Source organism: Vibrio sp. OPT41 (assembly GCF_015163595.1).
In the GTDB taxonomy this organism is placed as follows: domain Bacteria; phylum Pseudomonadota; class Gammaproteobacteria; order Enterobacterales; family Vibrionaceae; genus Vibrio; species Vibrio alginolyticus.
In genome coordinates this window covers 308,765-334,237 of record NZ_JADDYH010000016.1, presented here as the reverse complement: position 1 = coordinate 334,237, position 25,473 = coordinate 308,765, and the positions used below count along the sequence as shown (strand labels likewise).

22 protein-coding genes and 1 pseudogene are annotated in these 25,473 nt (G+C 44.5%); 6 read left to right on the top strand and 17 right to left on the bottom strand.

Annotated elements, in window-relative coordinates:
* Nucleotides 1-143: 143 nt before the first annotated feature.
* Nucleotides 144-1,178 carry an NADP(H)-dependent aldo-keto reductase gene (locus IQP38_RS10305; protein WP_005381774.1) on the top strand — a complete coding sequence of 345 codons (1,035 nt, stop codon included), beginning with the start codon at nt 144-146 and terminating at the stop codon, nt 1,176-1,178.
* 134 nt (nt 1,179-1,312) lie between these two features.
* On the opposite strand, the gene IQP38_RS10300 is transcribed toward IQP38_RS10305, so the two are convergent.
* From IQP38_RS10300 to xerD, 7 genes are all read right to left on the bottom strand, one after another.
* Complete coding sequence (locus IQP38_RS10300) at nt 1,313-1,564, bottom strand: hypothetical protein (RefSeq protein WP_005381776.1); 252 nt, start codon at nt 1,562-1,564, stop codon at nt 1,313-1,315.
* A 527-nt stretch (nt 1,565-2,091) separates the two neighbouring features.
* Nucleotides 2,092-3,426: a cyclic-di-GMP-binding transcriptional regulator VpsR gene (gene vpsR / locus IQP38_RS10295; RefSeq protein ID WP_017635067.1), complete on the bottom strand. Its 1,335-nt coding sequence runs from the start codon at nt 3,424-3,426 to the stop codon at nt 2,092-2,094.
* A gap of 242 nt (nt 3,427-3,668) precedes the next feature.
* The gene (gene lysS, locus IQP38_RS10290; protein ID WP_193837556.1) at nt 3,669-5,186 is read right to left on the bottom strand and encodes a lysine--tRNA ligase; all 1,518 of its coding nucleotides are present in this window, start codon (nt 5,184-5,186) and stop codon (nt 3,669-3,671) included.
* 34 nt (nt 5,187-5,220) lie between these two features.
* A protein-coding gene (gene prfB / locus IQP38_RS10285) for a peptide chain release factor 2 (protein ID WP_193837555.1) occupies nt 5,221-6,319 on the bottom strand; the annotation gives its coding sequence in 2 pieces (ribosomal slippage) (nt 5,221-6,243 and nt 6,245-6,319; 1,098 coding nt in all).
* Between the two features lie 173 nt (nt 6,320-6,492).
* Entirely contained in the window at nt 6,493-8,232 is a 1,740-nt protein-coding gene (gene recJ, locus IQP38_RS10280) for a single-stranded-DNA-specific exonuclease RecJ (protein WP_193837554.1), read from the bottom strand.
* 43 nt (nt 8,233-8,275) lie between these two features.
* Nucleotides 8,276-9,064, bottom strand: a complete 789-nt coding sequence (gene dsbC / locus IQP38_RS10275) for a bifunctional protein-disulfide isomerase/oxidoreductase DsbC (RefSeq protein WP_005381786.1) — start codon at nt 9,062-9,064, stop codon at nt 8,276-8,278.
* A gap of 59 nt (nt 9,065-9,123) precedes the next feature.
* A complete protein-coding gene (gene xerD, locus IQP38_RS10270) occupies nt 9,124-10,041 on the bottom strand; it encodes a site-specific tyrosine recombinase XerD (RefSeq protein WP_005381788.1) in 918 nt (305 codons plus the stop codon).
* 157 nt (nt 10,042-10,198) lie between these two features.
* Here xerD and fldB point away from each other — a divergent pair, with 157 nt between their 5' ends.
* On the top strand, nt 10,199-10,717 hold the full coding sequence (gene fldB, locus IQP38_RS10265; protein WP_005381790.1) for a flavodoxin FldB: 519 nt from the start codon (nt 10,199-10,201) through the stop codon (nt 10,715-10,717).
* A gap of 85 nt (nt 10,718-10,802) precedes the next feature.
* Here fldB and brnQ read toward each other — a convergent pair whose 3' ends face one another.
* A complete protein-coding gene (gene brnQ, locus IQP38_RS10260) occupies nt 10,803-12,113 on the bottom strand; it encodes a branched-chain amino acid transport system II carrier protein (RefSeq protein ID WP_005381792.1) in 1,311 nt (436 codons plus the stop codon).
* A gap of 330 nt (nt 12,114-12,443) precedes the next feature.
* Here brnQ and IQP38_RS10255 point away from each other — a divergent pair, with 330 nt between their 5' ends.
* Nucleotides 12,444-13,163, top strand: a complete 720-nt coding sequence (locus IQP38_RS10255; RefSeq protein WP_017635070.1) for a tRNA1(Val) (adenine(37)-N6)-methyltransferase — start codon at nt 12,444-12,446, stop codon at nt 13,161-13,163.
* A 107-nt stretch (nt 13,164-13,270) separates the two neighbouring features.
* Entirely contained in the window at nt 13,271-14,494 is a 1,224-nt protein-coding gene (srmB, locus tag IQP38_RS10250; RefSeq protein ID WP_005381797.1) for an ATP-dependent RNA helicase SrmB, read from the top strand.
* A 109-nt stretch (nt 14,495-14,603) separates the two neighbouring features.
* Here srmB and yaaA read toward each other — a convergent pair whose 3' ends face one another.
* Complete coding sequence (gene yaaA / locus IQP38_RS10245; protein WP_005382848.1) at nt 14,604-15,380, bottom strand: peroxide stress protein YaaA; 777 nt, start codon at nt 15,378-15,380, stop codon at nt 14,604-14,606.
* Between the two features lie 110 nt (nt 15,381-15,490).
* A complete protein-coding gene (locus tag IQP38_RS10240) occupies nt 15,491-16,924 on the bottom strand; it encodes an alanine/glycine:cation symporter family protein (RefSeq protein WP_005381800.1) in 1,434 nt (477 codons plus the stop codon).
* 721 nt (nt 16,925-17,645) lie between these two features.
* Here IQP38_RS10240 and IQP38_RS10235 point away from each other — a divergent pair.
* Complete coding sequence (locus tag IQP38_RS10235) at nt 17,646-17,831, top strand: DUF3545 family protein (protein ID WP_005381805.1); 186 nt, start codon at nt 17,646-17,648, stop codon at nt 17,829-17,831.
* Between the two features lie 236 nt (nt 17,832-18,067).
* Here the strand turns inward: IQP38_RS10235 and IQP38_RS10230 are convergent, their stop codons facing one another.
* The 3 genes from IQP38_RS10230 to nfo all read right to left on the bottom strand — a co-directional run bounded on the left by IQP38_RS10230 (nt 18,068) and on the right by nfo (nt 20,587).
* Complete coding sequence (locus IQP38_RS10230) at nt 18,068-18,619, bottom strand: hemerythrin domain-containing protein (RefSeq protein WP_017821507.1); 552 nt, start codon at nt 18,617-18,619, stop codon at nt 18,068-18,070.
* A 113-nt stretch (nt 18,620-18,732) separates the two neighbouring features.
* A complete protein-coding gene (ung, locus tag IQP38_RS10225; protein ID WP_005382846.1) occupies nt 18,733-19,413 on the bottom strand; it encodes a uracil-DNA glycosylase in 681 nt (226 codons plus the stop codon).
* A 289-nt stretch (nt 19,414-19,702) separates the two neighbouring features.
* Nucleotides 19,703-20,587, bottom strand: a complete 885-nt coding sequence (nfo, locus tag IQP38_RS10220) for a deoxyribonuclease IV (RefSeq protein ID WP_053304353.1) — start codon at nt 20,585-20,587, stop codon at nt 19,703-19,705.
* A 326-nt stretch (nt 20,588-20,913) separates the two neighbouring features.
* Between nfo and grcA the strand changes: the two genes are divergently transcribed.
* Nucleotides 20,914-21,291: an autonomous glycyl radical cofactor GrcA gene (grcA, locus tag IQP38_RS10215; protein WP_005381814.1), complete on the top strand. Its 378-nt coding sequence runs from the start codon at nt 20,914-20,916 to the stop codon at nt 21,289-21,291.
* Nucleotides 21,292-21,356: 65 nt separating this feature from the next.
* Here grcA and IQP38_RS10210 read toward each other — a convergent pair whose 3' ends face one another.
* From IQP38_RS10210 to thrA, 4 genes and pseudogenes are all read right to left on the bottom strand, one after another.
* Nucleotides 21,357-22,061: an NADPH-dependent FMN reductase gene (locus IQP38_RS10210; RefSeq protein ID WP_193837553.1), complete on the bottom strand. Its 705-nt coding sequence runs from the start codon at nt 22,059-22,061 to the stop codon at nt 21,357-21,359.
* Nucleotides 22,062-22,200: 139 nt separating this feature from the next.
* A complete protein-coding gene (gene thrC / locus IQP38_RS10205) occupies nt 22,201-23,481 on the bottom strand; it encodes a threonine synthase (RefSeq protein WP_005381818.1) in 1,281 nt (426 codons plus the stop codon).
* Nucleotides 23,478-24,434, bottom strand: coding sequence for a homoserine kinase (thrB, locus tag IQP38_RS10200; protein ID WP_193837561.1), 957 nt, complete (start codon nt 24,432-24,434; stop codon nt 23,478-23,480). The genes thrC and thrB overlap by 4 nt, the downstream gene beginning before the upstream one ends.
* A gap of 20 nt (nt 24,435-24,454) precedes the next feature.
* A pseudogene (gene thrA / locus IQP38_RS26365) lies at nt 24,455-25,473 on the bottom strand (bifunctional aspartate kinase/homoserine dehydrogenase I); the annotation flags it as partial.

The window sequence follows — 25,473 nt, the reverse complement described above, 5'->3', positions numbered from 1 at the left end:
TTCACACGATTATTTAAGTGTAGTTAGGCTAACTGTAGCTTTCGAGTTTGCTCTCTCTTTATACGTAAATCATTTGCGATTGCGGCTAAAAATCCCCTATATTGGAGTCACTTATTTAGTCGGTAACTCTTCAAGGACGTGATATGCAATACACAAAACTACCGCACTCATCACTTGAGATCAGTAAAATCTGCCTCGGCACTATGACGTTTGGCGAGCAAAACACAGAAAAGGACGCCTTTGAACAGCTCGACTTTGCCCTCGATCATGGGGTGAACTTCATCGATACCGCAGAGATGTACCCTGTACCGCCAAACTCGGAAACACAAGGGCTCACCGAGCAATACATCGGTAATTGGTTAGCAAAAAGCGGCAAAAGAGAGAAAGTAGTACTGGCAACAAAAGTGGCAGGCCCTCGCAATGTTCCTCACATTAGAGACAACATGAGCCTTAATCGTCGCCACATCCATACAGCAATTGATGACAGCCTTAATCGTCTACAAACCGATTATGTCGATTTGTACCAACTACATTGGCCGCAGCGTCAAACCAACTGCTTTGGTCAACTCAACTACCCATACCCTGACAAACAAGAAGAAGTCACGTTAATTGAAACGTTGGAAGCGCTTACTGAATTAGTGAATGCAGGTAAAGTGCGCTATATCGGCGTATCCAACGAGACGCCGTGGGGTGTGATGTCGCTATTGCGTTTGGCAGAAAAACACGATTTGCCAAGAATTGTCTCCATTCAAAACCCATATAACTTATTGAACCGCAGCTTCGAAGTTGGCTTGTCTGAAATCAGCCATTACGAAGGCGTTCAGTTACTTGCCTACTCTCCTTTGGCATTTGGCTGCCTGAGTGGTAAATACCTAAACGGGGCAAAACCTGAAGGCGCTCGATGTACTAAGTGGGAGCGTTTTGCGCGCTACTTCACTCCACAAGGTGTTAAAGCGACCGAAGCTTACGTCAATTTAGCTCAAGAGCATGGTCTAAACCCTGCACAAATGGCGCTCGCGTTTGTCAATCAGCGTCCATTTGTTGCTTCTAACATTATCGGAGCAACAAACCTAGACCAATTAAAAGCCAATATCGACAGTATTGATTTGCAACTTAGCGACGAACTACTTACTGAAATTCAAGCAATAGGTACCACTTACTCGAATCCTTGCCCTTAACAGTAAAGCTCCCTTCAAACGAAAACAGCTGATCTTCAAGACCAGCTGTTTATCCAATGAAGTCATACTTCATATAAAAAGTTAAGCGTGTTGAATGACTCGTTAACAACTCAGTCAGTCCAACACGCTAACGATTACGTCATTATTCGCGACGTTAAAACTCGACGAAGGTGACGAACTCGACGTTCAACTTTAACTGCATCCGGAACATTGGCACGTGTAGAACGACCATCGCGATCTAAACCAATATCTCTCAATAGATGAACATTCGTCCATGGAATATCATGAGCAGTTCGGCGTATGGTGCGCTGCCATTGCTTTTCTTCGCGTTTAAGGTCTGCTTTCAATAGCAAAGTGGCCAATTGTAGGTAAATAGAGTGACGCATAATATTTTCTCCGATTATCGATGTATTCGACTGGGAAAAATAGTGCGTAAAATGAACAGAAATATTCTGTTGATACTAAGCCGCTACTTTTCCGCAGCCTAGTAATAAATATGATAGGTTACGGATTAATTTTTATCTTGTGAGCCAGTGGTATTGGTATCATCCGATTTAAGGGTTATCGGAGCGATAGGCATACGATCAGCGCAAGCAGTGGTGTTAACAACGTAATGTTTCATCTTGCGCCTCCTAGCTAAAAATTAATCCGTTTATGAAAGGTATAACTCACTGAGTTACGGTTAAATTGTAAGCTTTGATGAATATATATCAAACATTTTTTGCCTTTTTGATTAAAAACAAATCAATACACCGCAATTTAGTTTCATATACTTTTATGTATAACATATTCACCTGAGGAATATATAAATTTGCGGATTTTATAAATCAAACCAAACAAAAAATAAAAAGAGCGGCTCTGTGGCCACTCTTTTATTGTATTTATTCGCCTATTTGACACAGGGAAAGGCCAACTACATGGCTTGTTCGGAAATCAAATTATGTTTATTAAGTAGTCGATACATGGTTGCACGCGAAACTCCTAGCTCTTTCGCCGCGTTTGAAACTTGACCAGAATGAGATTCCAAAACAACTAGCAACGCATCACGTTCACTCTTCTCACGGATTGATTTCAAGCTGCGCTTTGAGTCATTACGTTGAGGTAAATCTAAGTGATGCTCTTCAATCATTACGCTGTCGGACATTAATACCGCTCGCTTCACTTGGTTCATCAGCTCACGCACATTTCCAGGCCAGAAATAACGTGTCAGTGCCTTGAATGCATCCTCAGAAAAGCTTTTTGCTTGCGAGTTGTACTCTTTTGAGAACTCTTGTAAGTAGAAACGAGCCAGCAATGCGATGTCACTCGCACGTTCTTTCAAGCTAGGGACATTGATGCGCAAAACGTTGATGTAATGGTAAAGCTCTTCATTGAAGTCACCGTCAATCAAAGCTTTTTCAACATCTGACGAGTTAGCAGCAAGAATACGCACGTTAACCGCTTTTACGCCATCTTTGGTATCAATGGTGCCTTCTTGCAAGAATCTCAGCAGATTCATTTGCTGCTCTTTTGAAATGGTAAGAATGTCGTTAAACAACACGGTGCCGCCATCTGCTTGTTCAAGCAGGCATGCTTCCATATCTTCATCGGCGTTAATACCAAATACTTCAGCTTGGAAACGTTGTTCATTGAGTGCGCGACAGTTAATTGCCATAAACGGTTTATGAGAGCGTGAAGAGACTTTATGGATGGCCCTAGCAACCGCCTCTTTACCAGTCCCACTTTCCCCAGAAATCAGAATACTGACGTCCGTTGGACCAATGCGCTTCACTTGATCGCGTAAACGTTTCATCGGGATAGATTCACCGATCAAACCCATATCTAAACTGCTACCAAAACTAGGCCAAACTTTTTTCTCCAACTTAAGCATGCCAAGCTGGTGACCTATTGTGCTTAATAACTGTGCATCTGGGATCGGCGCTGTGAAAAAATCGATACAAAAGTTAACAATGAACTGGCATATGGTGTCAGTGCCAAGCTGAGATTCACGAATAAACGCTAACCAACGTACGTGTTTGTGAGAGCTGACTAAGTTCGCCAAACCATTCAAGCTGAACTCGTCATGGCTGAGATCAACAATACCGATACATGGACCAATATCTTCTAACAGCGTATTAGCTTTGCGTAAGTCACCTACTTGGTGACACTTCCAGCCCACTTGCTCCAGTACCGATAACCAAGGCTCATAAGTACCGCCAACTACCACAAGCGATCCCGGGATGGAATCCATCTTAAACTGCCCAGCCATTCTCTAACCCTTTTTCATTGTTAATAGAAATTTTGTGCCACAAACTTATCTTTGCGAGCGGGTAACATTATCGAGACTCCGCCCCCTCACGTCTGTCTCAGTATTAAGACTATGCAATAGATTGAGATTTGGCGAATGTTTATTTGCATATCCCATTAAAAAGCAAATGCAACAACTTGAATCAGCTTAACTAAAAGGCAAAAAAAAACCACCCGAAGGTGGTTTTTACTCATCCTATCGAATTACGCTTGCGGGCGCATTGCAGGGAATAAGATCACGTCACGGATAGTGTGCGTGTTAGTCAGTAGCATAACCAAACGGTCGATACCGATACCTTGGCCTGCTGTTGGCGGTAGGCCGTGCTCTAGAGCAGTGATGTAGTCTGCATCGTAGAACATTGCTTCGTCGTCACCAGACTCTTTCGCTTCAACCTGTGCTTTAAAGCGTGCATCTTGGTCTTCAGCATCGTTAAGCTCTGAGAAACCGTTCGCTACTTCACGGCCACCGATAAAGAACTCAAAGCGGTCTGTAAAGAACGGGTTATCGTCGCTACGACGAGCCAACGGAGAAATATCTGCTGGGTAACCAGTGATGAACGTAGGCTGCATTAGCTTAGGTTCTGCTGTTTCACCAAAGATCTCTTCAAGAAGCTGACCACATGTCCAGAAAGGTTCTACTTCAACGTGAACAGATTTCGCGATAGAAACCATTAGATCACGGTTTTGTAGGTCTTCTTCTGTTAGCGCTTGGATTTGCGCGTGGTCTGGGTTGTAGTGCTTGATTGCTTCGAACATGCTCATACGAGTGTAAGTACCACCAAACTCAACCGTTTCATCACCGTAAGGCATTGACGTTGAACCTAGAACTTCTTGCGCCACTGAGCTTAGTAGTTCTTCAGTTAGGTCCATCAGATCTTTGTAGTCTGCGTACGCCATGTAGAATTCCATCATTGTGAATTCTGGGTTGTGGCGTGGAGAAAGGCCTTCGTTACGGAAGTTACGGTTGATTTCGAATACGCGATCAAAACCACCAACAACTAGACGCTTCAGGTATAGCTCTGGCGCGATACGTAGGTACATTGGCATGTCTAGTGCGTTGTGGTGCGTGATGAATGGACGCGCACTCGCACCGCCAGGGATAACGTGCATCATTGGCGTTTCAACTTCCATGAACTGCTTAGAGATCATGAAGTTGCGGATTGCAGACATTACTTTAGAACGTACTACGAACGCTTGACGAGATTCTTCGTTAACGATCAGGTCAACGTAACGTTGGCGGTAACGCATCTCTTGGTCAGTTAGACCGTGGAACTTTTCTGGAAGTGGACGTAGTGCTTTGGTTAGCAACTCGTACTCTTCCATGTTCACGTATAGGTCACCCTTACCAGACTTATGAAGTGCACCTTTAACACCGATGATGTCACCGATATCTAGACCTTGGTATTTTTCTTTAAGTACTTTTTGAACCGCTTTGTCAGCGTAAGCTTGGATACGGCCAGAAGTTTCTTGAATTACCAAGAATGGACCACGTTTAGCCATGATACGGCCAGCGATTGCTACTACGTGGTTAAGCTCTTCTAGCTCTTCCTTCGTCTTTTCACCGAACTCTTTCTGAAGGTCGCCCGCTAGTGCGTCACGACGGAAGTCGTTTGGATGGCCGTTCGCTTTGCAGCTCTTTCGGATTGCATCCAGTTTAGCGCGGCGTTCAGCAATCAGCTTATTTTCTTCTAGTACAGTTTCGTTTTGAACAGCATCAGTCATTTTCGATGTATCCTGTTTTTGTCGGTGAAAAGCTTTATAGACCTGATTTCAGGCTAGCTTCAATAAATTTGTCCAGATCGCCATCAAGAACCGCTTGAGTATTACGGTTTTCAATGCCCGTACGGAGGTCCTTAATACGTGAGTCATCCAATACGTAAGAACGGATCTGGCTACCCCAGCCAATGTCAGACTTAGCGTCTTCATTAGCTTGTTTTTCCGCATTTTGCTTTTGCAATTCAAGCTCAAATAGCTTCGCTCGAAGCTGTTTCATTGCCTGATCTTTGTTCTTATGTTGAGAACGGTCATTCTGACACTGAACCACTGTGTTCGTAGGTACGTGCGTAATACGTACCGCAGATTCTGTGGTGTTTACGTGCTGACCACCTGCGCCTGACGCACGGTAAACGTCAATACGTAGGTCGGAAGGATTAATGTCGATGTCGATGTTTTCATCAATCTCTGGATAGATGAACGCAGAAGCAAATGACGTATGGCGACGACCGCCTGAATCGAACGGAGATTTACGAACAAGACGATGAACGCCCGTTTCAGTACGTAACCAACCGTACGCATATTCACCAGAGATGCGAACTGTTGCCGACTTAAGACCCGCGACTTCACCTTCAGAGACTTCAATCACTTCAGCTTTGAAGCCCTTCGCTTCTGCCCAACGTAGGTACATACGCAGCAGCATGTTAGTCCAGTCTTGTGCTTCTGTACCACCAGAGCCTGCTTGCAAATCGATGTAACAATCAGAGCCATCGTGGTCGCCAGAGAACATACGACGGAATTCAAGCTTTTCTAGCTTCTCTTCCAACTCAGCAAGTTCTGGTTCAATTTCGTCAAATGTTTCTTGATCTTCTTCTTCTACAGCCAGCTCAAGAAGACCTTCTACATCTTCCACACCTTGCTCTAGTTGATCAATGGTTTCAACAACCGCTTCTAGTGATGCACGCTCTTTGCCCAGTGCTTGCGCACGCTCAGGTTCGTTCCATACATCTGGTTGTTCAAGTTCTGCGTTGACTTCTTCTAGACGCTCTTTCTTCGCGTCATAGTCAAAGATACCCCCTCAGGACATTTGTGCGCTGAGACACGTCCTGTAGACGGTTTTTAATTGGATTGATTTCAAACATGTTTACTCAACATTTTAGAATAGAATTTAACCGAGAAATTCTACTGAAAAATGTGACCGAGATACAGGAAAATTTCGGATGAGAAATCAGATTGCGGTGAGAGAGAGCACGGTCATAAAATTTTACGCCCACTTAGGGGCAACCGTACTCTATAAGAAAGGTTAATCTAGGTATTACTTAGCTTCGATATGGTCGATCATCAATTGCAATGATTGATTACCACGAAATTCATTCACATCCAGCTTATACGCGAGACGTACTGTTTTAACCGATGCATCTGGCCATCGGCGTAGATCAACATTGAATGCAATGCCGTCGATCATCACATTGGTAGGGTGACCTTTATAAAGCGGCTCTAACATCAATTTAAGATGCTTCTCACCCACCAGCTTTTGATGCAGTACTTTAAACTCACCATCAAAGATTGGCTCTGGGAAAGCTTGTCCAAAAGGGCCACCCGATCGCAGCTGTTCAGCAACATGCATAGAGAACTCTTCCGGCTTAAGTTCACCATCTGACATGATCACGCCTTTTAGCGCCGCTTCATCGAGTTCCTTTTTTACCACTTCATCAAACAAACGACTGAAACGCTCAAAATCCTGCTCTTTAATCGTTAAGCCTGCTGCCATGGCGTGTCCACCAAACTTGATGATCAAACCCGGGTTTTGCGTGTCGATGAAATCCAACGCATCACGCATGTGTAGCCCCGGAATAGAACGACACGAGCCTTTAATCGTCCCTTCTCCGCCATCAGCAAATGCAATGACTGGACGGTGAAACTTCTCTTTAATACGCGAAGCCAAAATACCAATCACACCTTGATGCCAATCACGATGGAACAAGGCTAGGCCATAAGGAAGCTCATTGCCTTCACCAAACTGAAGGCGCTCACAGAAAGCCATCGCTTCTTGCTTCATGCCTTCTTCAATCTCTTTACGAGTTTGGTTCAAGCCATCCAATTCACTTGCCATGCGACGAGCAGCGTGGATGTTGTTACACATCAACAGTTCAACACCGAAAGACATGTCATCAAGACGGCCTGCTGCGTTAATACGTGGACCTAAAGCAAAGCCAAAGTCAGACGCAACTAAACGACGCGCATCGCGCTTCGCGACCTCAATTAACGCTTGGATACCGGGACGCGCTTTGCCCGCACGAATACGTTGCAAGCCTTGGTGTACAAGAATGCGGTTGTTTTCATCCAATGGAACGACGTCGGCGACGGTACCCAGTGCAACAAGGTCAATCAGTTCCATCAACTTGGGTTCTTGCATCCCCTGTTCTGCAAACCAATTGTGTTTTCGCATATGAACGCATAGTGCCATCATGAGATAAAACGCGACCCCCACCCCCGCAAGCGCTTTAGATGGAAAGCTACAGCTCTCAAGATTTGGGTTCACCATTGCATCCACATCAGGCAACACTTGTCCAGGCAAGTGGTGATCGGTAACGAGCACGGTAATGCCATTTTCTTTTGCGTAACGCACACCTTCGATTGATGAGACGCCGTTATCCACCGTCATGATCATCTCAGCGCCAAGCTCTAAGGCTTGGTCAACGACTTCTGGACTTAACCCATAACCGTCTTCAAAACGATTTGGCACTAAGTAATCCACATTGTGACTACCAAGCATACGCAGCGCGAGTACTGATAATGCTGAGCTTGTCGCACCATCAGCGTCAAAATCACCGACAACGATGATGCGTTTTTGTTCTTTTATCGCCTGAAACAAAAGATCGACAGCTTGCTCAATCCCCCCGAGTTTTTGATATGAATGCAACCCACGGGCCGACGTTTCTAATTGTGAAAGATCCGTTATCCCACGGTTGATGTAGATACGTTTAAGAATCGGAGGAATGGAATCAGGAAGAAGGGAAAGATCAGGTTCAGGACGTCGTTGAATTTCTATCATGCTTAAAAGAGCCGACAACTTTGCCGGCTCTGCTCCTAATGGATTATAGTTGCTTTAAACGTTTCAATAGCTCTGCAGGTGGTAGGTAGCCACCAACCATTTCGCCATTCGGTAAGAAGATTGCTGGCGTACCAGAAATACCCAATTGGCGACCTAGATTGTAATGCGCCTGGATGGTTTCTTTACACTGTTTTAAGTCTTTCGCAGGGTTATCAAATGTACGATTCACTTTCGCGTTGTGCATTGCCGACGCCGGATCTTCAGCACACCAAATCGTTGCCATTTGCTCTGCCACAGGGCCAGTTGCACCTTGGCGAGGGTAAGCCATGTAACGCACTGTGATACCTAGATCATTATAGCCTTGCATTTGGCTATGCAGACGCACACAGTAACCACAGGTGATATCAGTGAATACGGTCACAACGTACTTTTCATCGTCGGCTTTGTATTCGATCATGCTATCGGAGAACTGCGCAATTTTCTCGGCGTTAAGCGGCGCTTGACGCTCTGCTATGACATCTTTGTAACTGCCATCATCATTAATGGCATAAAGCGTACCGGCGATAAAGTGGCTACCATCATTTGAAGCAAACAGGATCCCGCCATTGGTTTGAATTTCCAATAAGCCAGCGACGTCTGATGGTTGAATATCAACGATAGATAAACCAAGCTTTGAGAACTTAGTTTTTAATGCTGCTTCATCAAAGCCGCTTTGTGCAGCTGGCGCTACTTGTTGCGCAGGAGTCTCCGTTTGAGCCTGACTTTCTTCTGCACCACAAGCGGTAACAAAAAATGGTAAAGTCAGCAGAGTTAGTCGGCGTAATACGCTCATGAAATTCACCTTAATGTAAAATCGTTTTTCCAAGAAGACATGGATGAATCTAACCATTGTTACGCTCTTGGGTGGTGTTGACTGTGGATCTGCTTCAATCGTTCAGTCGCCACGTGAGTATAAATTTGCGTGGTCGATAAGTCACTATGTCCTAAAAGCATCTGTACGACCCTGAGATCTGCGCCATAGTTCAATAAATGCGTGGCAAAGGCATGCCGCAGTACGTGCGGCGACAGCTGATCAGTATCAATCCCTGCTATCAAAGCATAGTACTTAATACGGTGCCAAAACGTCTGACGAGTCATCTGTCTTGCGCGTTTACTAGGAAAAACAATATCAGATGATGTATCACCAAGTAACGCAGGGCGCCCTTGTTGAATGAACGTCTCGATCCAATCGACCGCGTTTTCCCCCATAGGAACCAGGCGTTCTTTACCACCTTTACCAGTCACGCGCACCACCCCTTGGCGCAAGCTAACATTTTCCATGGTCAAACTGACGAGCTCTGTCACACGCAACCCTGTCGCGTAGAGTAGCTCTAGCATCGCTTTATCGCGCAATTCTATAGGGTCATTCGGGTCTGGCGCTTCGAGCAACGCGTCAACTTGCTCTTCACTAATATCTTTGGGTAAACGTTGTGGCAGTTTAGGGCTAACCAAGAGCGCACTCGGGTCATCAGCACGCACCTTCTCACGATGCAGATATTGGAATAAACGGCGAATCGCCGACAACATACGCGCACGAGACGTCTGTTTGTAATCTAAATCTACAAGGTGGCTTTGATATTCTTGCAAGCCAGACAAACTGATAAAATCAAGACGGTATCGATGTTTTTCCATCCACACGAGCAGCTTCATTAAATCGTTTCGGTAGGAAGCCAACGTGTTCTCTGATAGACCACGCTCCATCCACATCGCATCTAAGAATTGCTCAACAAGCGAAAAATCTTGTTGATTGACAGGCTGTTGTGCCGTCATGAATGCTTCCTTATCTGTTTATATTTACAGTATTTAGATTAAAGCACCTGTCAATCCAATACCATAAAAAATCATCCCACATAGGATATTCGCTGCAATCTTCCTCAATTTATGGTTAGAATCTTCCACAACAGCAACACAAATAACGACGAATATAATGAAAATCGGACTCTTTTACGGCTCAACGACCTGCTACACCGAAATGGCAGCAGAGAAAATTCGTACCCTTATTGGTGAAGACCTTGTCGACATTCACAATGTGAAAGAGACACCGTTATCACTAATGGCGGACTACGACTTATTACTCCTTGGCATCTCAACTTGGGATTTTGGTGAAATTCAAGAAGATTGGAACGCGATTTGGCAAGACATCGCGACCACGCCACTGAAAGGCAAAGTTGTAGCGCTGTTTGGTCTGGGTGACCAAGAAGGTTACGGAGAGTGGTATTTAGATGCGATGGGCTTACTTCACGATGAATTGCAAGCCACAGGCGCAACCTTTATCGGTTACTGGCCAAATGAAGGCTACGAATTTGAAGCATCGAAAGCATTGATCGAAGATGGCAGCAAGTTTGTTGGACTTGCGTTAGATGAAGACTCACAGTACGAACTGAGTGATGAACGCATCGAAAAATGGTGTGAACAAGTTCTTGTGGAATTCCACGACACGCTTTAATAGCGCAAACACGTCATCATTAAAAAGTAAAAAGCCCGATGAAGTAATTCATCGGGCTTTTTATTATCTTGATAACGCGAAGTGATTACGCGGTTTCTTGTGCTAGCTCTGGGCGAGGTTTCGCGATGAAGAACATGCACACGATAGCCGCAAATGTTGGAAGCACCCAACCCATGCCGACTTCGAATAATGGCAACATGTTAAACGCAGAAACATCAATACCCGATACTTTTGCCGCATCAACCAACGCAAACAGCAGAGATACAAGCAGTACTGCACGGTAAGCAAAGCGTGGATTCGGCAGTTTGCTGCGCACAAATGTTAGTGCAACCAACGCAATCGCCACAGGGTACAGCGCAAACAATACTGGCACTGACAGAGAAATCAGCTGCGCAAGACCAACGTTTGCAACCAATGCACAAACAGAACCATTAATCAGTACCCATTGCTTGTATGACAGTGGTGTTTTCGAGCTGAAGAAATCTGAACACGCAGAAATCAAGCCAATCGCGGTTGTCAGACACGCTAGCAATACGATGACAGACAGAACGATTTGACCGTATGGACCAAACAACGCTTGAACGTATTGGCTAAGCACTAGGCCACCATTATCAGCACCAGCAGCAACCGTTGCACTCGTCGCACCTAAGTAAAATAGTGAGATGTAAACAAACGCAAGACCAGCAGCAGCAATACAACCTGCATAGATCAGATATTTAGTAGTTGCAGAGCGCTCAGTAATGCCTTTACCGCGCAGTGCATCAACCATCAGCATGCCAAACATCAATGACGCGAACGTATCCATTGTGTTGTAGCCTTCTAAGAAGCCTTTGGTCAGAGGCTGCGTTAGGTATTCACCGTGCGCGCCAATCATATCGCCCTGAGGATCAAGGAAGACAGCGACAGCAAGAATGATCAAACCAACGAACAATGCTGGTGTCAGTACTTTACCGATGAGATCGATCAAACGGCCTTGGAACCATGAGAACATCATTGCTGCGATAAAGAAGATCACTGAGAACGCTGTCAGATGCGTTTGTGACGCCTCAAGGAAGAAAGGTTTCACCGCCATCTCGTAAGCCACTAGGCCAGTACGAGGCGCTGCAAACGCAGGACCAATGATGATGAAAATCAGTGCAGCCATAAGAACTGCCGCTTTTTTCGGAAGATCTTGCGTCAAGTGATCCCAAGAACCACCAGCAACAGCAATAGCAACGATAGTAATAAGAGGTAGACCTACCGCTGTTAGCAAGAAACCAAACATAGCTGGCATTAAGTTTTCACCCGCTAACTGACCCGCTAGAGGTGGAAAGATAATATTGCCCGCACCTAAAAAGAACGCAAATAGCATAAAGCCTACTGCGATAATATCTGTTAGTTTTAACGTCTGCTTCACAGATAACCCTTGTCTTTTAATTAATGAATGTTGTGTATGCTTAGACCACTTTTTGTATACCTAAAGTCAATAAGTACACGTGGTTCAATCTATAAAATTTTCGCCGCATAATGACGAAAGACTCATCATTTGGCAACCTTTAAGAAAAAAACACCATATTAATTTAGTTTTCAAACTTAAAAGCAGTGGATATAACCAGATCCAAATAACAGACCAGTTCTTTATCTCGATCAATTAACAATACAATTTAGTAACCAACAAAACAACAATCTATACAATTAATAAACAATAGAGCAATCCACTTAATTATTGAGCAAATATAAAACAATCATGAAGAACAAAAAACTGAAAACTAAAGGCTTCAATTTTAAGCAATTTTGTATTGAGGGCGGCGAGAGTGGTATGCCAGTCAGCACAGATGGGGTAATGCTTGGTGCTTGGATTCAAAGCCCTAACGACGCTAAAATTCTCGATATTGGCACTGGCACTGGCCTGCTTGCCCTGATGTGTGCTCAACGCTTTACAGAAGCTCAAATAACCGCGGTCGATATCGAATTAACAGCCGTTGCTGCCGCGCAAAAAAATATGGCCCAGTCTCCTTGGTCAGATCGTGTAAGTGTGCATCACACCGACATACTGCACTTTACGCCGACACATCCATTCCAACGCATCATTTGTAACCCGCCCTACTTCAACAGCGGCGAGCAATCGAAACACAGTCAACGTGCAACCGCGAGGCACACTGATACGCTAGGCCATAACGCATTGCTACAGCGTTGCTATCATTTGCTTGATGACGAAGGGAGAGCTAGTTTTGTGTTGCCAATCACCGAAGGCGAGCAGTTCATTGAGCTAGCATTAAACCAAAGTTGGTATCTATCGCGGATCTGTCGTGTGCAACCATCAGAAAAGAAACCAGTACACCGACTGTTATTTGAACTGTCAAAACGACCTTGCGATTTGCAGACGTCACATTTAATTATCCGTTCAAATGACGGCTATAGTGATGATTTCATCCAGTTAACCCGCGAGTTTTATCTTAAGATGTGAAATAACATGTGATCCTTATCACCAATCACTTTATAATGTGCGACCTTTTTGTATTCTATGCTGTTGTGGCGAACCATTAACCAAGCTTTGCTTGTGGAGAACTCATTGTGATCAGAACCTTTGCTGAACTTGATCTAGACCAAAACCTACTTGAAGCCATTGAAGAGATGGGTTACGAACGCCCAACAAAAATTCAGGCAGAAGCGATTCCACAAGCGTTGGACGGTCGTGACATTCTAGCGTCAGCGCCAACAGGAACTGGTAAAACGGCCGCCTTCGTCCTGCCAGCATTGCAATACTTGCAAGACTTCCCTCGTCGTAAGCCTGGACCTGCGCGTATTTTGATCCTAACGCCTACTCGCGAACTGGCGATGCAAATTGCCGATCAAGCACGTGCTTTGGCAAAAAATACCAAACTCAACATTTTCACCATCACTGGTGGTGTTCAGTACCAAGAGCACGCCGACATCCTTGCAACAACACAAGACATTGTGGTTGCGACACCTGGCCGTTTAAAAGAATACATTGATGCAGAACGTTTTGATTGTCGTGCAATCGAATGGTTAATCCTTGATGAAGCAGACCGTATGCTAGATATGGGTTTTGCTCCTACAGTCGATCGCCTATCTAACGAATGTCGCTGGCGTAAGCAAACCCTTCTGTTCTCAGCAACGTTAGAAGGGAAAGGCGTAGAAGGCTTTACCGCTGATCTGTTGAATGACCCAGCAGAGATCGACGCAAAATCGCCGCTGCGTGAGCGTAAGAAAATTGCTCAGTGGTACCACCGAGCTGATGATGCTGAACACAAACTGGAATTACTAAAACACATTATTACTCAGCAAGCTGAGCGCACTATCGTCTTTTTAAAGACTCGTGAGCGTTTGGCTGAGCTACGAGCGCAGCTTGAAAGTGCACAGATTCCATGTTCTTGGATTCAAGGTGAAATGCCGCAAGATCGTCGTAACAATGCGATTTCTCGCTTCCGCGATGGAACTGTGAACGTGCTGCTCGCGACGGACGTTGCTGCGCGTGGTATCGATCTTCCGGATGTATCACACGTTATCAACTACGACATGCCGCGCACGGCTGATGTTTACCTTCACCGTATCGGCCGTACGGCTCGCGCAGGTAAGAAAGGTAACGCTATCTCAATCGTAGAAGCACACGACCAACCAATGATGGATCGCGTTGCACGTTACGTGAAAGAAGACATCAAAGAGCGTTTCGTGAAAGAGATGCGTCCTAAACACAAAAAGCCTGTGTTTAAGAAGAAAAAGAAAAAAGACGACAAGAAAAAAGTAGCGAAAAAGAAAACCGCTAAGAAGAAGTAATCTTGTTGGGGCCAAGTAGCTCAAGCTAGAAAATAACAAAGGGTTGGCAATGCCAACCCTTTTTCGTTTGTGCTGATAGAGATTAACGTAGACTACGTCTCAATCAGCTTTATTTTTGCTCTTCGCGTTTAAATACTAACTCTGTTGGCGTCGATTCATCTTCCACAAAGTAGTAACCCGCCGTATCAAACTTAGTCAGGTCTGCAACGCTCTCAACACGGTTTTCAATGATGTAACGCGCCATCATACCGCGCGCTTTCTTCGCGTAAAAACTGATGACCTTGTATTGACCATTCTTACAATCTTTGAATACTGGCGTGATCACTTGCGCATCTAAATTCTTTGGCTTAACCGCTTTAAAGTATTCATTTGATGCAAGGTTGATAAGGACATTATCACCTTGAGCAGAAATCGCTTCGTTAAGCTTGTCCGTAATTACATTGCCCCAAAACTGGTACAAGTTCGTACCCTTGTCGTTTGCAAGCTTGGTACCCATTTCAAGACGGTATGGCTGCATCAAATCAAGTGGTTTTAGTAAACCATAAAGACCCGATAGCATACGCAGATGATCTTGAGCATATTCGAAGTCCGCTTCAGATAAACTTTCGGCGTCTAGCCCTGTGTAAACGTCACCTTTAAATGCAAGAATGGCTTGTCGTGAGTTTTCCGTGGTAAACGTTTCACTCCACTCTTGGAATCGGCCCACATTTAAATCGGCAATCTTGTCGCTCACTTTCATTAAAGAGGCAACATCAGCAGGAGTCAGTTTGCGGCAAACATCGATAAGCTCTTTTGAGTATTCGACCAACTCAGGTTGAGTAAATTTTTCTGTCGCTAACGGAGACTCGTAATCAAGAGTCTTCGCTGGAGAAACTACGATAAGCATGACTTTCCCTTCTCTAATTTTGTTTTTAATAGGGTACAAAAAAAGCCATGCATTGTCTGCATGGCTTTTTACATCGTACTAATAGCTTTCAACTATGAGTGATAGCTCACTTAGTCTTTTTTATCGTTGTACCAAATGCCTTCTTCAAGCTGAGATTTCAGCTCCGGGAAGTCATTCGCATCAAATGTTGGCACTTTGCCTTCACCAAGCTGGCGGTTGTAATCTTTTGCCAGTTTAATCACGATGCCAGATAGCAAGATGATCGCCACTAAGTTGACTATCGCCATCAGACCCATAGAGACGTCAGCAAGCGACCATACGACTGGTAACGAAGCTAGTGCACCAAACATCACCATACCAAGAACAATAACGCGGAAAATGCTTAAGCCCGCTTTATGATTGTGCTCTAGGAAGATTAAGTTCGTTTCAGCATACGAGTAGTTTGCAATGATTGAAGTAAACGCAAAGAAGAAGATTGCCACAGCAACAAAGATGCCGCCCCAATCGCCAACTTGTGAGCTCAATGCACGCTGAGTTAGCTCGATACCCGTCACTTCTGTTGCTTGACCGACATACTCACCAGACATCAGGATGATAGCCACTGTTGCAGAACAGATAACGATCGTATCCATGAACACGCCTAGCATCTGTACGTAACCTTGAGACGCTGGGTGTGGTGGGTAAGGTGTTGCTGAAGCTGCCGCGTTAGGTGCAGAACCCATACCTGCTTCATTCGAGAATAGACCGCGCTTGATACCGTTAATCATTGCCTGTGCAATTGCGTAGCCAAGACCACCTGCTGCTGCTTCTTGCAGACCAAATGCACTCTTAAAGATAAGCATCAATACATCAGGTAATTTCTCTAGGTTAGAGAACATGATGAACAGCGCTAGGGCTAGATAAAGTAGTGCCATGATCGGAACGATCATCTCAGCAACTCTTGCGATACGCTTGATGCCACCGAAAATAACAATTGCAGACAGTAGAACAACGGCAATACCGACATACAGGTTATTCCAACCAAATGCGTTGCTCATTGCATTGGCAATTGAGTTAGCTTGTACGGCGTTGAATACCAAACCAAAAGCGATGATTAGGAAAACTGAGAACAACACGCCCATCCAACGCATGCCCAAGCCTTTTTCCATGTAGTAGGCAGGGCCACCACGGTAGTTGCCATCATCATCTTTGGTTTTGTATAGCTGCGCCAGTGTGCTCTCAGCAAACGATGTTGCCATACCAAGCATTGCAATCAGCCACATCCAGAAGATCGCACCAGGACCACCCGCAGTCAATGCCACTGCAACGCCCGCCATGTTACCTGTACCAACACGTGCAGCAAGACTAGTACAAAGCGCTTGGAAAGAAGAAATACCAGCTTTGTCTGCTTTACGGCTGTTCTTAAGAACAGAGAACATGTGGCCGAAATGGCGGAACTGAATGAACCCTAATCGAACGGTGAAGTAAATACCAACACCAACAAGAAGATAAACCAGAATCGAGCCCCAGAGGAGATCGTTCATCAAATTGATTAAGTCTGTCATGTGTACCTCAAAGTGAGTTGCGCCAGTCTATGCGTCCTAGCCATCCACCAAATTGCCTGCTAAGTGTCAAAGTGTGCTTAGCTTTTTAAGTAATGTTTATGGGCAATCTAGAATCGTAAACGTCGCTTCATGCATCCATTTTACGTACCAGCGTATTTTTTGACGGGCGGATAATGCAACCTAGGAGCGCAAAAATCAATATGCAATAATAAGAATAACATTGTTATTTTTCACTATAAAGTCACCAAAAAATAACATAAATAGAAGACTTAACACTCAAACTGCGCAACATTTCAATTACCAAACACCAACATAAATAATTATTCTTCATTAAATGGAATGGCAAACCGTATAAACAAGAACAAGCTAGTATTCACAAGGTGTTACATAAATTTACGCTAGTGACTTACCATCTAATTGAACACTATTTCATCAAACTGATTTTATGCAACTTTAACCTTTGCGCAGTGCACCCATTCATCAAATCGAATTAACATAGAAAATCTCTCTATTTAATCGTTTTCTTGAGATCGTTTGTGCATTTTTTATCCACATCGTTGCAATAAAAAGTGTGATTTTGAGAATATTTTTGCACGAAAATGTCATGCTACCGACACAAATGCGAAATATATCATGGTTATTCTCACGGCTATTGTGGTACTTAAAAAACTCCACAAGGACTGGTTACAACAGTTTAGCTTAAGAAAGGTAAAGGTGGCTTATGGAAGGCTTTCAACTAGATGACATTTTTAATCTGGATACTACCTCAACAACCAAATCTCGTGCCAAACCAGTAAAGCGAAAGTGGCGTGAAATAGAAGAGATGAACGACAGACGCAATTTGCTTAAAGAGCTGCGCGAACTTGATGTCTGTACCGATTATAACTTGGAAGACATTAAACTCTAATTCAAACAAAAGGCACCTTACAGGTGCCTTTTGTTTTTTGTTTACAGTGACCGTAAACACCGTGAGTTTATGTACCAAGGTTTAAGTATGAATACCATTATTACTCAATGAGAATCTTCCGTACTTTTTGCCGAGAAATATGCACACTAAATTTTCGGTTGATTCCCAATAAATAAGAAATGTATCTCACAAACCCGAGAGACGGCTTTCGCTCGCTCAGGTTTCATCACTCAGGCTTAAACATACTCAGTATCACTTTGACGAACACGTTCGGCCAACTGCTTATAACGATCAGCAATCGTGTCACCAAACACAGGATCATCCTCACTGACGCTCCATAAGCTCTCGACATGCTGCCAATCTTCTGTGGTAAATAACTCTTCAATGAGAGGCAAAATTTTTCGCTCTTCTAGCTCCAAGTGGCGCCTTTGCGATTCAATGAAATCTTCTAGGTGAGCGACGAACATGTCTTGTGGCACAACAGCATCCTGAAGGATCATCTCTATCACGGATGAAAACTCTCTGGTTTTACTAGCTAACTCTAGATGTTCTTTCTCTAAATTTTCCATGGTTTGTTGCTTACCATAGTGTTCAAGAAAGTGGTGATAGAGGATATCTTCTTTCGGGTGGTGTACTTTCTCCGAATGATTAGAGAGGTAATCAACAATCTCGCTTACTAACGCATAGTTGATTACACGTTCTTTTTTTATCTCATTAAGCTTATGGCGCAGTATCGCCAACAGACGAACCATATAACCATGTTCGCGTCGAATTCTTTCGATCATCATAGCGTCTCTCCTTAACACCTACTTTTAGTAAGTGTACATGAGAAATTTACTATCAGCCTCGAGCATGCTCAAAAAAACAGCGATCATAGCATCCATGATCGCTGTCTCTTCATTTATACCGTTAATGGCAAATGCCAGTTAATTGGTGCTTTTTCTTGTGATGTAAGCAACTGGTTTGCTTGAGAGAAATGCTTACAACCGAAAAAGCCTCGATGTGCAGAAAGTGGCGATGGGTGTGGGGCAGCTAACACATGGTGCTTATTGCGATCGATAAAACGACCTTTCTTCTGTGCATGTGAACCCCACAGCAAGAACACTACACCTTCTTGATGCTGATTAATGGCTTCAATCACTCGATCAGTAAACGTTTCCCAACCTGTCTTTGAATGTGAATGCGCTTTACCTTGCTCCACCGTTAATACCGTATTGAGTAACAATACGCCTTGTTCAGCCCAGCTTTGCAAAAAACCATGCTGAGGGATTTGGAAACCTTCAATATCTTGCGCCAGCTCTTTATACATATTAACCAGTGACGGTGGCGTTTTAATGCCAGGAAGTACAGAGAAACACAGGCCATGCGCCTGATTTGGGCCGTGGTATGGGTCTTGTCCTAGAATCACGACCTTAACGTCTTTGAACTCGGTAAAACGAAACGCGTTAAAGACATCTTTTGCGGGAGGAAAAATAGCTTTGCCTGCGGCGCGTTCGGCTTCAACAAAATTCAAGGTGTCTACAAAGTAGCTCTGCTTTTTCTCTTCGCCGATCACATCGTGCCAAGTGGGTGACTGATTCATGGAAAGTTCCTGTCCTAAATTTTGCTTCTATTCTAACGAGCGAAACTCAAACAAACAAAAACTTACCACGAACTTGAGACAAGTAATAAAAGACTAATGCTTCTGTGGCGTTCGAAAATGCCCCCGTCCGGTAATGTGACGATTAGGCATCGGTAAGCGAAGCACGCGACGAGTGTAAGCATAAGGAGTAAAAGAGAGTGGTCGAGACATGTTGGCATCCTTCTTTGCTAATTCAGAGATTGATGTTCAATGACTAAGAAAGAAAGGTGCCAACTTTGTGGTTACGCCATTAACTGGCAATGGCCGCTAAATGGAATTGACGCAACGTGTCGATCTCTTGCTGCCAAATATCTGGATCAATTGTTTCTAAAATCAGAGGGATACCATCAAAACGAGGGTCTTTTGCGATGTACTCAAAGCAATCCCACCCGATCTCTCCTTTACCTAGAGAATGGTGGCGATCTACTTTGCTGGCAAACTCTACTTTTGAATCATTTAGATGCATTGCTCTTAAATAGTGCATACCTACGATACGGTCGAACTCTGCAAAGGTGCGCTCGCAATCTTCTTTTGTACGTAAGTCATAACCAGCCGTAAAGGTATGGCAGGTATCAATACAAACGCCGACACGATCTTTATCTTCCACTTGCTCGATGATTTCAGCAAGGTGCTCAAACTTCCAGCCTAAGTTAGTGCCTTGACCTGCCGTATTCTCGATAACAGCGATCACATTCGGCACCGCTTTATGCGCAAGATTGATCGACTCGGCGATCGTTGCGAGGCACTCCTGTTCAGAGACTTTCTTTAGGTGACTACCCGGGTGGAAGTTAAGCAAAGTCAGCCCTAACTGATTACAACGCTCCATTTCATCAATAAATGCCGCGCGGGATTTATTCAGCTTTTCTTCTTCCGGCGCACCCAAGTTAATCAGATAAGAATCATGGGGAAGAATATGTTCTGCTCCGAAACCCAGCATTTTACAGTTCGCTTTAAACGCACTGATGGTTTTTGCTTCTAAAGGCTTCGCCACCCACTGGCGTTGGTTTTTTGTAAATAGTGCGAATGCATTCGCGCCAATTTCACGAGCTCTCAACGGAGCTTGATCGACCCCACCAGCAGCAGAGACATGTGCACCAATGAGTTTATTCCCAAGCTTGTTTTTCATGTTTGTCATTTAATCACTTTAGACTTTCAGTATTGCTACCTAAATACAGATAGTTGCGTTAACCAGTTTAAACTTTAATCTCAATTTGTAGTAAATTTACAACGAAACTAGTTATTAAATATTTTTTATATTATCAAATAAATTGTAATTAGTTTGTTTTCAAAGGTTTTATTGATTTAACTCAATAAAATTACCTTAATAAAAATAATGTTTTTGGTTGTTTTTTGACTTAAATCAATATTAAAATAGTGGATATTAGCTATATAATACTCAGCTCAACGAAAATTCGAAAATTAACACCAATAATCACCACGTAAGTGGTCTAGGAGATAGTGATGATCCAAGGTATCCAAATTACAAAAGCGGCAAACGACGACCTACTAAACTCTATCTGGCTATTAGATAGCGAAAAAAATGAAGCTCGTTGTGTTGCTGCAACTGCTGGCTACGAAGCAGACCAAGTTATCGCAATCAGCGACCTAGGTGAATACGAAAGCCGTGAAGTTGCAATCGAAACTGCTCCTCGTATCGAAGGCGGCCAACACCTAAACGTGAACGTGCTTAAACGCGAAACACTAGAAGATGCAGTTGCACACCCAGAGAAATACCCACAACTAACTATTCGTGTTTCTGGTTACGCAGTACGTTTTAACTCGCTAACTCCAGAGCAACAACGTGATGTAATCGCTCGTACTTTTACTGAGACTCTATAATCTCTCAGTAAACTAGCTCGCTAGAATTTAAAAAGCTTGGTCAGCAATGACCAAGCTTTTTTGTTTCAGAATCCTTCTAACCCCTTTCTATAATGGAAAGCAACTCGCCTCTGAGGTGCATTTCTTTGCGAAGGATCTTTCTGAAACGCTTGCGCTACAGAGGTTGGATCAAGCCTATCTCTTTGCAGTGACGCCCCTTCTGCCCACCAAATCAATTGATGCATAGTGCGATTCATATAGTTGTCCCACTGCGTCTGCTCCGACTCATCCGCAGCAACGCCCTGTTCATCAAAGACTTCTTGCGCTTTCGGAATGTGGATCATCGCAGAGACAGGTAGACATCCAAGTTCAGATAAGAAGGTACGCATAGAAACGGCAGCTCTAACACCACCCCATTGTCCGGCAGAATAGGTCACGATAGCACTCGGCTTGTAAGAAAACAGCGAACTGCCGAAATGGTTAAGCGTGTTCGCCAGAGCAGGACTCATCGAATGGTTATATTCCGGGCTAACCATCACATACCCATCCGCATGTTTGATTTTGCCTGCCAGCTCACTTAGGTTCTGCGGAACTTTAGAGCGGTGATAAGCAAACTCGGGCTTAAACACATCACCAAAGTCGTAATTCAAAGGGTCGATGATTTCGACCGTATGTTGCGAATGTTGACTCGCGATGAGTTTTTCACACGCTTTACTGACTCGCATTCCTAAACGGGCTGGTCGTGGTGGCGTGCTGTCTCTCACTGAGCCAAGAAAAATCAAAAAATGCATGCTTCTCTTTCCATCTCATTTAGTTAAGTTCGTTTCTCAATCATAAAGAGAGTCAAAACTTACCGACAATAAAAAAGGTGAATGATTACTCATTCACCTCTCGTTATTTCTGTTTTTGATACTTACTATACTTTGAAGCTTACTGCACGCGGCGCAGTACTTGTTTCAATGCGTCAAAGTCTGCGTCGAGCTCTTCCGATAGCAGCTCCATCGCAGCGTGCTTCGCTAGTGGCGCAGGAAGCTCGATATCGGATTCTAGAATATCATCCACGACTTCTTTGAACTTCGCAGGGTGAGCAGTACATAGGAACAGACCGGTTTCACCGTCTTGCAATTGTTCTTCAAGCACTCGGTAAGCAATCGCACCATGCGGTTCGCATAGGTAGCCTAGAGCATGTAAATCTTTCACTGACTGTGCGCTTTGCTCATCAGATACTGCGCCTTTACCTAACGTCTCCAAGCCCCACTCTTTCACGCGGCACAGCTCTTCAATACGAGGCCAGTTGTTTGGTTGGCTCACGTCCATCGCGTTCGATGTTGTTGCGACTGTTGGTTTTGGCTCCCACTTACCTGTTTCTAGGTAGCGAGGAACAGTGTCATTGGCATTAGTTGCCGCGATAAAGCGTTTGATAGGCAAGCCCAGCGCTTTTGCCAGTAGACCAGCAGTTAGGTTACCAAAGTTACCACTTGGTACTGATACCACTAGGTTTTCACGCTCTTGCTTGCTCATTTGCGCAGCTGCTTCAAAGTAGTAACAGATTTGCGCCATCAAACGGCTGATGTTGATTGAGTTTGCAGAGTTCAGACCGATCTCTTCACGCAGTGCTGAATCATCAAAAGCTTGCTTAACCAGTGCCTGACACGCATCGAAGTCGCCATCGATCGCGACAGTGTGAATGTTTTTACCAAGCGTACAGAATAACTTCTCTTGCAGTGGGCTGATTTTTCCTTTCGGGTAAAGAATCACAACATTGATGTCTTCCATACCGTAGAAAGCATGCGCAACGGCTGCGCCAGTATCGCCAGACGTTGCCGTCAGAATGGTGATCTTGCCGCCGTCCGAAACCGCAGCAAGAGATTGCGCCATAAAGCGACCACCAAAGTCTTTAAACGCAAGCGTTGGACCATGGAACAGTTCCAGTGCATAAACACCGTCTTTTACTTGGTTGATAGGCGCAGGGAATTGAAACGCAGCATCAACAAGGGCATTCACTTGCTCCTCTGTAAGTTCATCTCCAATTAACGCCGATAGAATCTTAGTGCTACGAGAGACAAAGTCTTCTGCAAGCAGCGCATCGATATCTTCAAATTTTGGTAATTCCGATGGAAAAAATAGACCTTGGTTACGGCCTAACCCTTGGCGAACGGCTTGGCCAAAGGAAACTTGTTCATCATTTTCTTTTATATTGTAAAGCTTCATAGCTCACTTCCTGTTACTTTCGAACCCTGCTTATCTAGACGACAAACGTGGACGAATCCTTCTTCGTTTTGTACGTAGTTTTGTTCTAACCAGCGAGCAACTCGCTCAGCGACATCTTTCTCTTTGCAAATACTGAACAGTGTCGGACCACTGCCAGAAATACCGGTTGCCAATGCACCCGCAGACGCTGCGTATTGACGTGCATTCGCAAAACCTGGAAGCAGTTTCTCACGATACGGTTCTGCGATCACGTCTTTGATCATTTTTGCAGCAAGTTCTGGCTGACCAGAATGACACGCATGAATAAAGCCCGCAAGGTGGCGACCATGAGCGATGATATCTTGTCGGCGGTATTGAGATGGTAGGATCTCACGCGCTTCCGCCGTTGATACCTTGATACCCGGATACGCCATCACCCAGTACCAATCATCAAAGCAAGGCACTTCTTGACTGATGATACCCAACTCTTCAAGCATCAGTTGCACACCACCAAGGTAACATGGCGCAACGTTGTCGTAGTGAATACCACCAGAGATCTTGCCTTCCATCTCTCCCATCAGCGCCAATAATTCTGTCTCGTTAAGTGGCTGTCCATGGAATCGGTTCAATGCATCTAATGCAGCGACGATAGAACATGCACTTGAGCCTAAACCAGAGCCAATTGGCATGTTCTTTTCTAGCGTCATCTCAAGTGGTTTTAGCCCAACGCCTTTTTTGTCTAACTCACGAGCAAACACGAGCCAACAGTCGTAGACGATGTTCTCTTTTGGTTCAGTTGGCAATTTCTCAACAAAATCACCCGCCGTTTTAAGGCTGAACGGATCAGCCCCAGATTTCACCAATACACGGTCACCCAATAGTGTGCCATCCACTGGAGACACGGCAGCCCCCAGCACATCAAAGCCAACGCTTACATTACCAATTGATGCTGGGGCATAAACCACTACATCCATATCACTTGAACTCATTATTGTTATACCCCTAGTTTCCAACCTAAAGTACGCATCACGTCAGAAAATACACCCGCAGCCGTTACTTCGGTGCCTGCACCATAGCCACGTAACACTAGTGGGATTGGCTGATAGTAACGGCTGTAAAATGCCAGTGCGTTTTCACCGTCCTTGATTTTATACATTGGATCGTTTTCATCCACCGCTGCGATGCTTACTGTGCACTTGCCCTCATTAATCTCACCAACGTAGCGCAGTACTTTGCCTTCTTCCGCTGCCTTTGCAGATAATTCTTTAAAGTAGGCGTCTGCTTCAGGTAAACGCGCCATAAATTCATCAACGCTACCAGAATCATCAAAACCTGGTGGCAGTGCTTGATCAACCACAACGTCTTCTAGTTCTAGAGACATGCCTGCTTCACGAGCTAGGATCAGAAGCTTACGCGCAACATCCATACCAGAAAGATCATCACGAGGATCCGGTTCAGTAAAACCATTTTCTTTTGCGATATTAGTTGCTTCACTTAGGCTCATACCTTCATCTAACTTACCGAAGATGTATGACAGAGAGCCAGAAAGAATACCGCTGAAGCGCTCTAGCTCATCACCCGCTGAGATTAGGTTTTGCAGGTTTTCGATTACCGGTAGACCCGCCCCCACAGTTGTTTCGTACATCAGCTTGCGACGAGAGCTGCGCGCAACATCGCGAAGCTGATGGTAGTAAGCCATGCTTGCTGTGTTTGCTTTTTTATTTGGTGTAACGACATGGAAACCAGCAGCTAAGAAATCAGCGTATTGGTTCGCGATATCTTCACTTGATGTACAGTCAACCAATACTGGGTTGATGATGTGGTTACGTTGAACCAAAGAAATCAAACGCGCTAGGCTGAACTCTTCTGTCGCAGCCGACATACGATCACGCCAATGATCGAGTGGCAGACCTTCACTATCAAGCAGAAGACCTTTGCTGTTTGCCAAGCCACACACGCGAATAACGATGCCTTTTTCCGCAAGCTTCGCCTGTTGACGCTCGATCTGATCCA

Bases quoted from the DNA above. Each gene is read 5' to 3' on its own strand.
- IQP38_RS10255 (WP_017635070.1), top strand. From the start codon at position 12,444: ATGAAGAACAAAAAACTGAAAACTAAAGGCTTCAATTTTAAGCAATTT.
- vpsR (WP_017635067.1), bottom strand. From the start codon at position 3,426: ATGGCTGGGCAGTTTAAGATGGATTCCATCCCGGGATCGCTTGTGGTA.
- grcA (WP_005381814.1), top strand. From the start codon at position 20,914: ATGATCCAAGGTATCCAAATTACAAAAGCGGCAAACGACGACCTACTA.
- IQP38_RS10305 (WP_005381774.1), top strand. From the start codon at position 144: ATGCAATACACAAAACTACCGCACTCATCACTTGAGATCAGTAAAATC.
- IQP38_RS10300 (WP_005381776.1), bottom strand. From the start codon at position 1,564: ATGCGTCACTCTATTTACCTACAATTGGCCACTTTGCTATTGAAAGCA.
- ung (WP_005382846.1), bottom strand. From the start codon at position 19,413: ATGAATCAGTCACCCACTTGGCACGATGTGATCGGCGAAGAGAAAAAG.
- nfo (WP_053304353.1), bottom strand. From the start codon at position 20,587: ATGACAAACATGAAAAACAAGCTTGGGAATAAACTCATTGGTGCACAT.
- lysS (WP_193837556.1), bottom strand. From the start codon at position 5,186: ATGACTGATGCTGTTCAAAACGAAACTGTACTAGAAGAAAATAAGCTG.
- IQP38_RS10230 (WP_017821507.1), bottom strand. From the start codon at position 18,619: ATGATGATCGAAAGAATTCGACGCGAACATGGTTATATGGTTCGTCTG.
- IQP38_RS10240 (WP_005381800.1), bottom strand. From the start codon at position 16,924: ATGACAGACTTAATCAATTTGATGAACGATCTCCTCTGGGGCTCGATT.
- yaaA (WP_005382848.1), bottom strand. From the start codon at position 15,380: ATGCTTATCGTAGTTTCTCCAGCGAAGACTCTTGATTACGAGTCTCCG.
- xerD (WP_005381788.1), bottom strand. From the start codon at position 10,041: ATGACGGCACAACAGCCTGTCAATCAACAAGATTTTTCGCTTGTTGAG.
- IQP38_RS10210 (WP_193837553.1), bottom strand. From the start codon at position 22,061: ATGCATTTTTTGATTTTTCTTGGCTCAGTGAGAGACAGCACGCCACCA.
- thrC (WP_005381818.1), bottom strand. From the start codon at position 23,481: ATGAAGCTTTACAATATAAAAGAAAATGATGAACAAGTTTCCTTTGGC.
- recJ (WP_193837554.1), bottom strand. From the start codon at position 8,232: ATGATAGAAATTCAACGACGTCCTGAACCTGATCTTTCCCTTCTTCCT.
- dsbC (WP_005381786.1), bottom strand. From the start codon at position 9,064: ATGAGCGTATTACGCCGACTAACTCTGCTGACTTTACCATTTTTTGTT.
- fldB (WP_005381790.1), top strand. From the start codon at position 10,199: ATGAAAATCGGACTCTTTTACGGCTCAACGACCTGCTACACCGAAATG.
- IQP38_RS10235 (WP_005381805.1), top strand. From the start codon at position 17,646: ATGGAAGGCTTTCAACTAGATGACATTTTTAATCTGGATACTACCTCA.
- thrB (WP_193837561.1), bottom strand. From the start codon at position 24,434: ATGGATGTAGTGGTTTATGCCCCAGCATCAATTGGTAATGTAAGCGTT.